Origin of the sequence: Nocardia sp. BMG51109, assembly GCF_000526215.1 — a bacterium.
Lineage (GTDB): Bacteria > Actinomycetota > Actinomycetes > Mycobacteriales > Mycobacteriaceae > Nocardia.
Genome location: NZ_JAFQ01000004.1, coordinates 4,162,842 through 4,176,764 on the forward strand (window position 1 = coordinate 4,162,842; position 13,923 = coordinate 4,176,764).

A 13,923-nucleotide genomic window follows, 5' to 3' on the forward strand; every position below is an offset into this window, starting at 1 on the left:
CGGATGCGGCCGTTACACGGTGTGCGCGTCGTGGAGTTCGCCCACGTCGCGGCCGGCCCGTTCGCCGGGATGCTGCTCGCGGACCTCGGGGCCGACGTAGTGAAGGTCGAGCCGCCGACCGGCGACCAGATGCGCGCATGGCCGCCCTTCGCCGACGACGGTGACGAGCGGTTCAGCCACAACTTCGCCTCGATCAATCGCAACAAGCGGTCGGTCGTCGCCGACCTGCGCGACCCCGGTGACCTGTCGCGGGTCCGCGCTCTGGTCGCCGCCGCCGACGTGCTGGTGGAAAACTATCGGCCGGGGGTTCTGGACCGTCTCGGCGTCGGCTACGACCGGGTGCGGCATCCCGGGTTCGTGTACTGCTCGATCTCCGGTTACGGACGCACCGGCCCCTTCGTCGACCACGGCGCGTACGACGTCGTCATCCAGGGGATGTCGGGGCTGATGAGCGTCACCGGCGACCCCGACGGCGGTCCGGTGAAGGCGGGGGTCCCGGTGGGTGACTTCACCGCCGGGCTGTACGCCGCCTACACCATCGCCGCCGTGCTGCCCCAGGTCCGCGCCGAGGGCCGGTCCGTGCGGCTGGACTGCCCGATGCTCGACTGCCTTATCGGCGTCTCGGCACTGCAGACCAGCGAGTTCTGGGGCTCGGGGGAGGAGCCGGCCAGGCTGGGTACCGCACATCCCCGCAACGCGCCATACCAGGGGTTCACCGCGGCCGACGGTGATTTCACCGTCGCCGCCGGCAACGATCGGCTCTGGGCCGCGGTCGCCGAGGTGGTCGGTGCGCCCGAGCTGGTCGACGATCCACGTTTCCTGACCCAGGTGGACCGGGTCGCGCACCGCGCCGAGCTGGCGGCGATCCTCCAGGCCCGGTTCGTGACCGAGAAGGTCGACCATTGGCTCGCCGAACTTCGTGCGCGGGGAGTGCCGTCCGGCCCGGTCAACTCGTTCGGCGACGTCCTGTCCGGCGAGCACGTGCGCGGCACGGGGCTGGTCGGTTCGCTCGACGTCCCGGTCGCCGGGCCCACCCCGGCCGTCGTCTTCCCGGTGCGGATCGAGGGCCAGGACGCACGGCTCGACCGAGCGGCGCCCCGCCTGGGCGGCGACGACGACGTCTTCGACGAGTGGTGCGGCGCGTGACCCTCGCCGTCCGCCGCGGCGCCGCCTGGCAGGTCCGCCTCGACCGCCCTGAGGCGGCCAACGCGTTGTCGCCCGCGCTCGTCGAGGCCCTGCACGACGTGCTCGACGAGGCGGCGGCAGCCCGCCCGGAAGCCCTTGTGCTGGAGGGGAATCGACGCCACTTCGCCGCCGGGTTCGATCTGGCCGGGCTGTCCCGCGAGTCGGACGCGTCGCTCGCCCAGCGGTTCCTGCGGATCGGGCTGTTGCTCGAACGGCTGGTCACCGCGCCGTACCTGACGGTGGCCGTAGTCGAGGGAAGGGCGGTCGGGGCCGGGGCGGACCTGGTCGCCGCGTGCGATCACCGGCTCGCCGGACCGGATGCCCGCTTCGCCTTCCCCGGGGCCCGTTTCGGTGTGGTCCTCGGGACGGCCCGCCTGCGCAGCATCGCCGATCCCTCGGTGTTCCTGGGCGGTGACACGGTCACCGTCGCGGACAGCGGGGGACTGGTGACCGGCACGCCCGGCGAGCTCTCCGGGATCCTCGACGCCTGGGCCCGCATCGATCCGGCGACCCGGCCCGCGCTGCTGGCCGCGGCGCGACCGGTGTACGACGCCGACGCCGCGCTCGCCGCACTGGCCCGGTCCGTGGCCACGCCCGGCCTGCACGACCGGCTGACCGCATACCGACGCCGCGTCCTATCGCCCCGATCTCACAGTGAGGAGCTGGAATGACCCGACCCCCGATCGTCCCGGTGCAGACCGATGTACCCGAGTTGGCGGCGTTCGCTGACAGCGTCGCGCGACTGATCGCCGCCATCCCCGACGAGCGTGCGCTGACCGCCGCCATCCGCGACGACCTCGCCGCCGTACTGGCCGCGGGATTCGACCTGCCGCCGGACAAGACGCGACCCGATCCCGACCACTACGTCATGTACCCGCTGCACGTCGCCCCGGGCGGGGCCTTCTCCATCGCCGGCGCGGTGTGGAACGTCGGCCAGGGGACCCCGGTACACGGCCACGAAACGTGGGGTGTCGTGGGGATCCACCGCGGTACCGAGATCGAGACCCGATTCCGGAAGCCGACGGCCGAGGGAGTGCCCCTCGTCGAGGCGGGCACCTCGGCGTGGACCACCGGTCAGGTGACGGTGTGCTGCACCACCGACGACGACGTGCACCAGGTGCGCTGCGGTGGCGACGAGCCGGTGATCGGAATCCACGTGTACGGCGCGGATATCGGGACCCTCCCGCGGCGGTCCTACAACCCGGAAACCGGTGCGGTGCACTGGTTCACGTCCGCTTGGGCGGGAGGAGCGACCGAATGACAACGATGCGGACACACGCAACCACCGGCGCCTGGGACGAGCCCGAGGGCGCCACGCCGCGCGGCACCGTCGTACTGTTCCCCGGGCGCGGCGAGACCGCCGCCTCCTACGGGCGTCTCGGCCGGCGGCTCGCCGCCGACGGGTACCGGGTGCGGTACGTGCGGGTGGGGCTCGAGGACGTCGCCGCCGCCCGCGCCGCCGTAGAAGAGCTGTTGGCGGATGAGTCCCTGCCAGGGCCGCGAGTCCTGCTCGGCTCGGACAGCGGCGCCGCGCTCGCGGCGCGGTTTGCGTCGGAACTGCCTGTGGAAGGTGTTGTGCTGGCGGCGATCGCGCTCCCGGAGTCCGCGCTGCGAAGTTCTGCGCCCGGAGCAGTGGGAGCCGAGTGGGCGGACGAAGTCGACGCCCGCACCGCGTGCCCGGTGCACCGGGCCGTGATATCGGCGGACGAGGAGTTCGCCCGCGGCGCGATAGCCGCGCCGGTGCCGTGGGAAACAGTCACCCTCCGAGTACAGGACCGGCCGACGCTCGCTCTGCACGGCACCGACGACCGCATCACGCCGCTCGCTGCGGCGCTCGACGTGTACGCGCAGGCGCCACGCACCGATGTCCGCCTTGTCCGGGGCGGCCGACACGACGTGCTCAACGATGTCGCACACCGCTCCGTCGCGGCGACGATCGTGCTGTTCCTCGAATCGCTGCGACTGGGCCCCGGCGTCCCGCCGATCGTGACCGGGCTGGGTTGAGCGCATGAGGGCCGGGCCGCCTTGTCCCGGACATCCGAGAAGCTCGGCCGCGGTGGGCGAACCCGGGCTGCTCGCTGGGCGGTTCTCTCTCACCGGTGGTCGAACCGATTCATGACGGCGAGTTGTGCCGCGGTCGTGTAATCGGGAGCCGCCGGACGATGACGGTGACGCGTGTCCTGTTGACGGCGCTACATCCGGATCCGCTGCCAGCGATCGCCGAGAAACCCCTCGAGAGGGGGCGCATAGGCAGTTTTAGAACAGCTGAATACGGCACGCGATCATTTGGTTAACGGCTTGGGTGTGAGAATCGGCGGCGCGACAAGCCGCACCGGGAGATCGCACGCAACAGCAAGCCCGATGGCCGCTACCAGCCGTGGTATGCCCACGGGCAAGCCCACCTGAGCCGCCGCCCACGGCCACGCTGGGTGAGCGCCGATGAGCGGTGGGGCGTGAGCGGTTCGACGACATGGCGCGCAGTGTCGCCCGTGAAGACCGAGGGGTGTCGACTACCGGGTCGCGTCGACGCGCCCGCCCGCCCTGCGCCATACTCGAATATTGGGCGTGTCAGGGAGTTTGATAGCGATGCTTGCGACGCAGTTCAGCACGGAGGGATTGTCGAGCGCCGACCAGCTGGAGTGCTGGCTGGACCTGATGGATCGCGAGCTTGTTCCCACCCGACTGCGCGCCATTACCGACGACGGCTTTCCTGCCTCGGCGCGGACGTTGACCTGGGAAGGCATGCAGGTCTCCGCGATGGCGTACCCGTCGGTGCGCGTGCGGCGGACGCCGAAGCTGATCCGGCAGTCCGATCCGGAGGCATACCAGGTCAACCTGGTGCTGGACGGGGCGGCCGCGATTGCCCAGGCGGACAGGGAGGCGAGCATCGGTGCCGGTGAGTTCGTCCTGTTCGACACCTCCCACCCGTTCGAGGGCTGGCGTTCCAGTGGTCTCGGCGATCGGGCGATCACGCTGCAGATCTCGCGGACGCTGCTGCCGTTGCCCGTCAACGGGATCGACCGGCTCACTGCCACCACCTTCGGCGCACGCCACGGCATGGGCGCGGTCTTCGCCCGTTGGTTGACCGATCTGATCACGCGGGCGGGGGAGTTCACTCCCGCCGACGCGTCCACGCTCACCTCCGTCACCGTGGACCTGCTGTCGGCGGTCCTCGCCGCGCCCCTGGATGCGGAGGGGATGCCGGCTCCCGAGTCGCGTCGGCGTGCGCTGCGGTGGCAGATCAACGGCTTCATCGAGCAGAGGCTCGGTGACCCCGCCTTGACTCCGGCGACGATCGCAGCGGCCCACCATATCTCCCTGCGCACGCTGCAACAGTTGTTCGCCGCGGACGAGACCACCCCGGCGGCCTGGATACGCCGGCACCGCTTGGAACGGTGCCGGCGCGATCTGGCCGATCCGCGCCTGCGCGGCCGGCCCATCCACTCGATCGCCGTCCGGTGGGGGTTCACCGACCCGGCCCATTTCAGCCGCGTCTTCCGCCGGGCCTTCGGCGCGTCGCCCAGTGACTACCGCCATCACGCCCTGCTGCGCGAATAGACAAGTCCGCTGCGCGAATAGTCAAGGACCGATACTTCCGTTCCCGACATACTGAACTCGATGCCAATCGTTTCCGATCGCATTCAGAGGTGATCGGAACCGGGGGTTCTCCACTGCGCGAACCCATTCCGTGGGCCGGGGAGCCCGAGTCGAGGAGGGGATGACTCGATGCATACGACCATTCGAAGGATCGCGGGGGATGTCCTATAACGACGGCCGGGATGCTCTGCGGGGTGAAATCGTCGCGTTCTACGCCGGTTTCGGGCAGCGGGAGGCGCTGCTGGCGGCGCTTCGCGCGGCCGCTCTGCTGGTGCCGGTGAGCGATGACGATCGTGTTCAGGTATCCCAGGTGGGCGGCATCGACTGGCTGTGTGCCTTCACCAGTGTCGAGGAGTATGCCCGGTACACGGCGGCTCGTGGCCGCATGACGGACGGTGGCATCGAACCGGATCGCCGGTACTCATATCACTCGCTGTGGGGGTGGCGGCTGCTTGCGTATGCCGAGTCGCGGGATCGGCCCACTGGCGTCGCGGTCGATGTCGTGGGGGCGGCACCGATGGCATTCCCGCCGAATGTGTCCGAGTAACAAGGGAATTCAGGAGACCGTCATGACGACGAAGCAGGTGAAGGTCGACCCTGCGGTGCTGCAGCAGGCCGCGAAGGGGATCGAGGCGACCATCGGGGAACTGTCGGAGATGGGCATCGGTGAGACCGGCAACATGGGCCGGGGCTTCTCGCTGCTGACGCTGTCGACGCTGGAGGCAGGCAAGCACACGGTCCAGAAGACCTTCGAGCAGTTCACCGAGCGCTGGTCGTGGGGCGTGCGATCGCTGGTGCAGGCCGGCAATTCGATCGCGCGGACCCTGGATCTAGCGGCGGGCCGGTACCACGAAATGGAGAGCAAGGCCGCGGGAACCATCAAGAAGATGTGGACCCACACGATGGGTAATCCGCACCTGTCCGATGAGCAGATCACCAAGCGCTCCTGGGGAGAAACCTTCTCCGACAACACGTTCAACCATGTGCGCAACGCCGACTACAGCCCGCAGTCGTTCCAGCGGGCATGGCAGACGATGCAGACCAACGGCAAGGTGATCAATGCGGTCGGGCCACAGGCACTGGCGAATGCCGGAGTGGTCACGGCGGTGGTCGTGCCGCAGCTGGGACCTGCCGGCCTCGCCGCTCCCGCCGCCACCGGAGAGACACCGGGATGGAACACCGGTGCCGCGAAGAAGGCTGCTGACATCATGAAGGAGCAAGGGGGGCAGTAGCTTTGGGGTTCCTCGACGATATCGGTGACGCGATCGAGAAGGGCGTCGAGAAGGGCGCCGAGGAGCTCGGACAGCTCGCCGACTCCACGCTGGATGTCGTCGGGGACGGGGCGGACGCGATCGGCCTGGACAGTCTCGGCGAGGGCCTCGACGACCTCGGCGACGATATTGCCTCGGCCACCGGTGGCAACGTCGACGAGGAGGAACTCGGCGAGACGGACGATCCCAAGGAACTGATCCGGGGCGAGCCTGCCGAGATCGGCTCCACCGCCCGGACGTTGAAGGATATGGCCCGTGCGATCGACTCCACCGGCCGGGCACTGAGGAAGATCGATGCCGCCGAATGGGTCGGCGAGGGCGCGGACGCGTTCAACGAGGTCTACGACAAGCAGCCGAAGCTGTGGTTCGACGGCGCCGAAGCGATGACCGCGGCGGCCGAGGCCATGGAAGCCTGGCACAACGAGGTGAAGACCGCCCAGGGAAAAGCGGCGGACGCCATCGAGAAATGGAAGGCCGCCGACGCCGAGGAACGCAGACAGAAGACCTGGTGGAATGCGCTGTCCGGCGAGCAGCAGGCGCAGACTCCGCTGGTCGACACCTGGACCTCGATGCGCAACGAGGCCCGCGACATCCTGCGCGGCGCCCGGACGCAGCGCGACAACGGCGCCGCCGTCGCGGTGAGTGCCTTTGCCGCCGCCACCGAGAAGGCGCCGAAGGAACCGCCGTTCACCGAACGCTGGATGGCCAACCTCTCCGACCTGCGCGGAATCCGCGAACACGCGGAGCTGAGCATGGCGGCGGGGCTGGCGACCAGCTTCACCGGGCTCGTGCAGTTCGTCCGCCAGATCAACCCGACCGACGTCTACAACCTGACCCACCCGGCCGAGTACGCGGCCGGCCTGTCGAATCTCGTGACCGGATTGACTGTGGCAGTGGCCGATCCGGGCGCGACGATGTCGGCGATCTTGTCCGACGCGCGGCGCAATCCCTTCGAATTCGCCGGTGCGCTGACCGGTGACCTCCTGCTCAGCGTGGCCACCGGCGGCGGTGGCGGCGCCGCCAAGCTCGGGATCAGCGGTCTCAAGCGCGCCGCCGGTGCCGGCAGGATCGGCCGCCTCGCCGGCGATGCGGGCGACCTCGGCAGACGACTGCCCGACAACCCCGCACCTGGCACCCACGGCTCCAACCCCCAGGCCCGTGGCAACACATCTGCCGGTCCCGCACCACAGCCCAGTGCCGGACCAGCCCCGCATACCAACTTCGGCCACACCCCGGACACGAACCCCGTCGACGCGGGCAGCCGCCCGGAACCCCCCGCGCCACGCGCGGACACCACCGGGGGCACCCCCTCGTCGGCGACATCGGACCAGCCCAGTCCTCAGCCCGCTGCCCCTACACAGCCGGACTTTCCCGCGCCACGTACCGAACCGGACCTCGCACCGGCTGCCCCTACACAGCCGGACTTTCCCGCGCCACGTACCGAACCGGACCTCGCACCGGCTGCCCCTACACAGCCGGACTTTCCCGCGCCACGTACCGAACCGGACCTCGCACCGGCTGCCCCTACACAGCCGGACTTTCCCGCGCCACGTACCGAACCGGACCTCGCACCGGCTGCCCCTACACAGCCGGACTTTCCCGCGCCACGTACCGAACCGGACCTCGCACCGGCTGCCCCTACACAGCCGGACTTTCCCGCGCCACGTACCGAACCGGACCTCGCACCGGCTGCTCCCACACAGCCGGACTTTCCCGCGCCACGTACCGAACCGGACCTCGCACCGGCTGCTCCCACACAGCCGGACTTTCCCGCGCCACGTACCGAACCGGACCTCGCACCGGCTGCCCCTACACAGCCGGACTTTCCCGCGCCACGTACCGAACCGGACCTCGCACCGGCTGCCCCTACACAGCCGGACTTTCCCGCGCCACGTACCGAACCGGACCTCGCACCGGCTGCCCCCACACAGCCGGACTTTCCCGCACCGCGTACCGACCCGGACCCGGCCCCGACCACACGCGGCGAACCCGACCCGTTCCCCACGCACCGTGGAGACCCGGACCCCACATCGGCCCCGCGCACCGACCCTGCCCCGGCTCCCCGCGCGGACCCCGACCCGCCGCAGACGCGCACCAATCCCCACCTGGAGGCGGCCAACCCGACGACCCACGCCGATCCGCCACCGACCACCCGCACCGAGCACGACTCGTCTCCCAACTCCCGATCCGCGCAGGACCAGGCACCGTCCCAGCACACGAATCCGGACAGCCCATCCGCCGCACGCCCCGATGCGAACGGACCCACGACTCGCACGGACTCCGATCACGCGCCACCCGCGCACACCCCCGACACCACCCCGCGCACAAATCCCGACTCGACACCCCAAACACGCGAGGACCAGGCCCACCCATCGACAACACGTCCGGAACAATCCGCACCGACGGTGGTGCCGCACTCCCCGGGACCACACGCGGACCCAGGCTCCACACCGCCGCGCACCCCTCCGGATTCGATGCCGCCACACAAGCCCACCCCCGAATCCAGTTCCCCCGCACGCGCATCCGACTCCCCGGCGCGCCCACACCGATCCCTCACACGCGCACCGGATCCCACACACCAAACACGCACACCCGACAACACCCCAACGGCCCGCATACCCGAGCCCACACCTCGGGGACGAACGCCCGACAGCACACCCACAGCACGCCCACAACCCGATCCAGCAGCACGCACCCGCCCGGATTCGACACCGAGTGCCCGTGCCGCACCAGACTCGTCACCCACACCGAGACCACATCCGACACCCGACAACCCCCCGACACGAGCGCACGAAACGCCGCCGACCAGAACCGAACCTGATGACCCCGCGCACCGTCCGGGCACGCGGCCAGATCACGGCCCGGATACGCGTACCCCGCACCACGATCCGGACAAGACACCGGACCACGGTGACAAACGGGATCCCGAACCAGACGACTCGCCGAAGGACAACAATCCGCACGAGCGCGACCGCGACAATCCGACAGCACGCGACCGCGCGGGCGACGACCGCAACGTGCACGACCATACGCGATCGTCGGGGTCGGAGCGCGACCGGACACCGGACGAGAAGGCCTGTTCCAAGGACCCGGTCGACATCAGTACCGGCGAATTCCTGCTCCCCGAGATCGATGTCGACCTGCCGGGTGTCCTGCCGCTGACACTGCGCCGCACCCACCATTCGAACTACCGCTTCGGCCGCTGGTTCGGCCCGACCTGGTCGGCGACACTGGACGTCCGGCTGGTCATCGAGGACGCGGGCATCACCTTCCTCGGCGAGGACGGAATCATGCTCGCCTACCCACATGCCGAGGTAGGCGAGCCCGCGCACCCGCTCACCGAGGGCCGGCAGTGGTCGCTGACCCGCACCGAGACCGGCGCCTACCGCGTGTGGGACCAGCGACGCGAGCTGATCTGGCATTTCGCGGCCGAGCCTGCGATGAACGGCCTCGATGCCCAACTCGGCAACTACGCCGTCTCGGCGATCACCGACCGCCACCACAACCGGATTCGTTTCCACTACGACGCCGACGGTGTGCCCGTGGAGGTCTCGCACTCGGGCGGCTACCGCGTCCGAATCGCCTCCGACCACGGCCGGATCACCGGCCTGTCCCTCGTAACGAACGATCCCGATCTGGGTGAACTCTCCGTGCCGATGTGGGAATTCACCTATGCCGCAGGAACTCTGGTCGCCGTTACCGACCCGGCAGGCGCCACGACGCGCTACACCTACGACGCCGAAGACCGGATGACCTCCTGGACCGACTCCAACGGCAACCAGATGGTCAACACCTACGACGAGTCCGGTCGTGTGATCCATCAACGCGGCAGCGCCGGAATTCTGAACTGCGACTTCGACTATCTGGAGTTCCCGACTGGCACCGGCCGGTTGACCCAGGTCACCGACTCCCAGGGTGCAGTCACCGCCTACGGTTTCGACCGCGAGTTGCAACTGCGCGACCTCATCACCCCCGATGGCGGTCGATTCCGTTACGACTACAACACCGACCGCAGGCCGCTTACCGTCACCGGTCCCGACAGGGCCACCAGCACCACCTACCGCTACAACGGCGCGGGCGATCCGACGACGATCACTCGCCCCGACGGAAGCTCGATCGACATCGAGTACGTCTGGCGCAACCGGCCCAGCACGATCACGGACGCGGACGGGGCAGTGCACCGCCGCGAATGGTCCGACAACGGTGATCTGTCGGCCGTCATCGATCCCGCCGGAGCCCGTACCGAATTCACCTACCACCCCACCGGCGGCCTCGCCACCGTGGTGTCCGCCGGCGCCCGCACCACCGTGCACACCGACGCCGCCGGACTACCGATCCAGTACGTCGACCCTCTCGGCGGGACCACCCATATCCAACGCGACGCCGCAGGCCGTCCTATCCGAATCATCGATGCTGCCGGGTCGACGACGCACTACGAATGGTCGCCGGCCGGAAATCTGCTCCGCAGAACGGATCCCGACGGTCACAGCGAATCGTGGAGCTACGACGGCGAGGGCAATGTCCTCAGCCACACCGACCGCGCGGGCGGCGTCACCGAATACACCTACGGCGCTTTCGATCTGCTGCGGTCGCGCACAGACCCCGACGGATCACTCACCCGATTCGACTGGGATAGCGAGCGCCGCCTCACCGCCGTCCACAACCCCATCGGCCAGAGCTGGATCTACGAATACGACAAGGCCGGACGGCTGGTCGCCGAAACCGACTACGCCGCGGCCACCACCAGATACACCTGGGACTCGGCCGGCCGTGTCGCCACTGTCACCCCCGCCACCGGCACCACCCGCTATCACCGGCACGACATCCTGGGTCGGCTCACCGAGATCAGCACCGACACCGGCGAATGGATCCGCAACACCTACGACCCGGCCGGCCGAGTCCTCAGCTCCAGCACCGGAACCGGCAACGACCCCGCACACACCCTCGAGTTCACCTACAGCGCAACGGGCTTGCTGGAGTCCGAACGGGTCGATGACCGGTCGCCGGTGCGTCACGCATACGACCCGCGTAGTCGTCGCATCCGCCGCACCAGCCCCACGGGTGTCGACACCACCTGGCACCACGACATCACCGGCCGTGTCGACCGGCTCGGCATCGACGACCACGAAATCACCTTCGACTACAACCTGCGCGGCCACGTCACCGGCTGGCGCACCGGTGAAATCACCGTCACCCGCGAAGTCACCGACCTCGGCCGCATCACCCAGCAAGAAGTGACAGCGTTTCCCGCCCGACTCGTAGCCCTCGATCTCGGGCAGTCCACCCGGCCGAACCCTCGCCGCCTCCGCCACGACGAATACGACTACCGTCCGGACGGCTACCTCACCGCCCACACCACCACCCGCCCCGAAAACACTCCCCTACAACGCAATTACACCCTCGACACCGTGGGCCGAGTCACGACCGTCGCCCACAACGACCGGCGCATCGAGCACTACACCTACGACCCGCTCAGCAACATCACCAGTGCCGCAGTGGAATCCGTAGCCGTGGAACCTCCGCCTCCCTCTGCCGCACCACCCGATTCAACTGCCGCGCATCATGATTCGGAGATCTCACGCCGCGAATACCACAACAACCTGCTCATCCACGACGGCCGCACCCGCTACCACTACGACCGCGCAGGCCGCCTCATCCGCAAAACCACCGCCCATCCATCCCGGCAACCCGACACCTGGCACTACCGCTACAACGGCTTCGACCAACTCACCGACGTCTACACCCCCGACTACCAATGGTGGCACTACACCTACGACGCCCTCGGCCGCCGCACCACCAAACAACGGCTGACCACCACCGGCACCGTCCTCGAACAGACCGACTACACCTGGGACGAAACCCGCCTGATCGAGTGCACGACGCCGGAAACGACAACCCACTGGGAATACCACCCCGACTCCCACACACCGATCACCCAAACCACCGACCGGGACACCCCCGGCCGCGAGTTCTGTGCGGTCATCACCGATCTCGTCGGTGCCCCAACAGAACTCGTCGACCCACTCACCGGCAACACGACCGCCACCGCCACCACAGATCTGTGGGGACACACCGTCTGGCACGGCACAGCAAGCACCCCCCTCCGATTCCCCGGCCAATTCCACGACCCCGAGACCGGCCTGCACTACAACCTGCACCGCGTCTACGACCCGGATACCGGACGATTCCTGACCCGCGACCCCCTCGGCCTCTCCCCAGCACCGAACCCCAACGTCTACCCCCACAACCCGCAGGTGTGGAGCGACCCCCTCGGCTTGGTCGAGAAATCGTGCGAAAAGACAGGAACACCCGATGACGACGGCGATCGAACCACCCCGGACCCCGACAACCCCGCCCCGCGCGACCCCACTCCCACCCAGCCGACCGTCCATGCGAGCCGTCTCCCTGACACCACCCCAGCCACTGCACCCGACCCCAGCACCGCCCCGAGCACCGGACGCCCCGGCACGGGCGGAAGCAGCCCCAACCCGGTCAGCACCCGCCCCGGAGAGCAGACTCCATTCAATGATTCCCGTGACCGAGTGCGGGACCGGATCACCCCACCTGGGCGTGTGACGAACGCACCCCTACTCGATCCCAACCAGTCCGGCGTTCGTGGCGTTTTGCGCAACGACTTTCCGCTACCGATTCCCGAGGGCGAGTTGACACGGATCGTCGACGGGATGACGGAATCCGGTAGTCCGTTCAGAGACTACGTGTACGGACATCCTCCGCATCAGACGGTTGTGCGGGATTACCATCCGCGCGCGGCCGAGTATCCGAAACGTGGCGGTGGGACCTTCACGGCGTTGCGTCATGAACAAAACATCATCTATCCACCCGATGAGGCTGGGAACGTCCATTCGGTGTCGCGGTCGCAGGTTGGCGACAATGTGGTAAGCACCAAATCCATCAATGGTCGTCACGCGATGACCGAAGGTGTCGTGCGCCATGATTTCGCCAAGAAAGATGAGGTCGACCGCGATGCGGACAGCGCCGAGAGCACTGCGGCAACCAATGCTGGACACGAAGGCGTGGCCCCAACGGGCACCAGTTTGCAGTACGATGGCGGGCACGCATCGAGCTACCGAACCACTCTGGACCGAGGGCTGATGAATCTCTTTGCGCAGGAACGTGATTTCAATCGGAGAGAATTCAGGGTGATGGAGAACGCGATTGCCGACTGGGCAAGATCGGGCAACGGCCGGGAGACACGTTTTCGGATAGAGACGGATCCACCGGGCGTCGCCACCCCGGAAAGAGTGGAGGTTCGCCTCAAGATGATCGACGCGAACGGTAATACCTTCCGGTCGATTCCGATCGGCTTCAGCAATCATGGCGGAACTGGTTTCTCACGTAAGGAACTCGGGATCCGGTGGAAAGAAGATTTCCAGAGATACACTGACGATCACGTCTGAAGGAGTAAACGATGGCCGATCTCGATGAGGCCGAGATTGTTTCAGAATTGGTGAGGGCGACGGCCGAGGCTGCCGCGCTCGTGTATCCGGAGTGGACGCACGCGGCATCGACCAGAGTGTATCCGTCGTCGGGTGTCGGCACCTGGGAGGTTGTCGCATACCAGGACGACGAAGGGAAGCAGGTGGATCTTTTCGATCACAATGACATCGATCGGCGGGTGCGCGGAAATTCGGAAAAGTTGTTCGAGGCGCAGGGTTCGGAGTGGGTGGGGATGAAGTGTTCGGTGGCGCGGTCGGGTCGTTTCCGGATCGAGTATTCCTACGATATCGATGAGGCGATCAAATGGGCCGGGGACTACTTCGGGGGCAGTACGCCGGAGGAACTGGTCGAGGTGTTGCGGCCGGTGGATCTCTGACACGATCGGTCCGTTCACGACCGGTACGGGAGAGGA

General features: G+C 68.0%; 9 protein-coding genes. All 9 read left to right on the top strand.

All coding sequences use genetic code 11. From position 1 onward, the window contains the following. Window positions 1-3 precede the first annotated feature (3 nt). Complete coding sequence (locus tag D892_RS47795; RefSeq protein WP_024802989.1) at window positions 4-1,146, top strand: CaiB/BaiF CoA-transferase family protein; 1,143 nt, start codon at window positions 4-6, stop codon at window positions 1,144-1,146. Then, on the top strand, window positions 1,143-1,856 hold the full coding sequence (locus tag D892_RS0120205; RefSeq protein WP_198036948.1) for an enoyl-CoA hydratase/isomerase family protein: 714 nt from the start codon (window positions 1,143-1,145) through the stop codon (window positions 1,854-1,856). Before D892_RS47795 ends, D892_RS0120205 begins: the two co-directional genes overlap by 4 nt. Continuing rightward, window positions 1,853-2,446, top strand: a complete 594-nt coding sequence (locus tag D892_RS0120210; protein ID WP_024802991.1) for a hypothetical protein — start codon at window positions 1,853-1,855, stop codon at window positions 2,444-2,446. The genes D892_RS0120205 and D892_RS0120210 overlap by 4 nt, the downstream gene beginning before the upstream one ends. Next, on the top strand, window positions 2,443-3,189 hold the full coding sequence (locus D892_RS0120215) for an alpha/beta hydrolase (protein ID WP_051499118.1): 747 nt from the start codon (window positions 2,443-2,445) through the stop codon (window positions 3,187-3,189). Before D892_RS0120210 ends, D892_RS0120215 begins: the two co-directional genes overlap by 4 nt. Window positions 3,190-3,771: 582 nt before the next feature. Beyond that, window positions 3,772-4,743, top strand: coding sequence for a helix-turn-helix domain-containing protein (locus D892_RS0120220; protein WP_024802993.1), 972 nt, complete (start codon window positions 3,772-3,774; stop codon window positions 4,741-4,743). A 199-nt stretch (window positions 4,744-4,942) separates the two neighbouring features. After that, a complete protein-coding gene (locus tag D892_RS0120225) occupies window positions 4,943-5,329 on the top strand; it encodes an SseB family protein (protein ID WP_024802994.1) in 387 nt (128 codons plus the stop codon). A 22-nt stretch (window positions 5,330-5,351) separates the two neighbouring features. Next, window positions 5,352-6,014 carry a hypothetical protein gene (locus D892_RS0120230; protein ID WP_024802995.1) on the top strand — a complete coding sequence of 221 codons (663 nt, stop codon included), beginning with the start codon at window positions 5,352-5,354 and terminating at the stop codon, window positions 6,012-6,014. A gap of 2 nt (window positions 6,015-6,016) precedes the next feature. Further along, window positions 6,017-13,471 carry a putative T7SS-secreted protein gene (locus D892_RS43825; protein ID WP_024802996.1) on the top strand — a complete coding sequence of 2,485 codons (7,455 nt, stop codon included), beginning with the start codon at window positions 6,017-6,019 and terminating at the stop codon, window positions 13,469-13,471. A gap of 11 nt (window positions 13,472-13,482) precedes the next feature. Beyond that, window positions 13,483-13,887, top strand: coding sequence for a hypothetical protein (locus tag D892_RS0120240; protein WP_024802997.1), 405 nt, complete (start codon window positions 13,483-13,485; stop codon window positions 13,885-13,887). The last annotated feature ends 36 nt before the right edge of the window (window positions 13,888-13,923 follow it).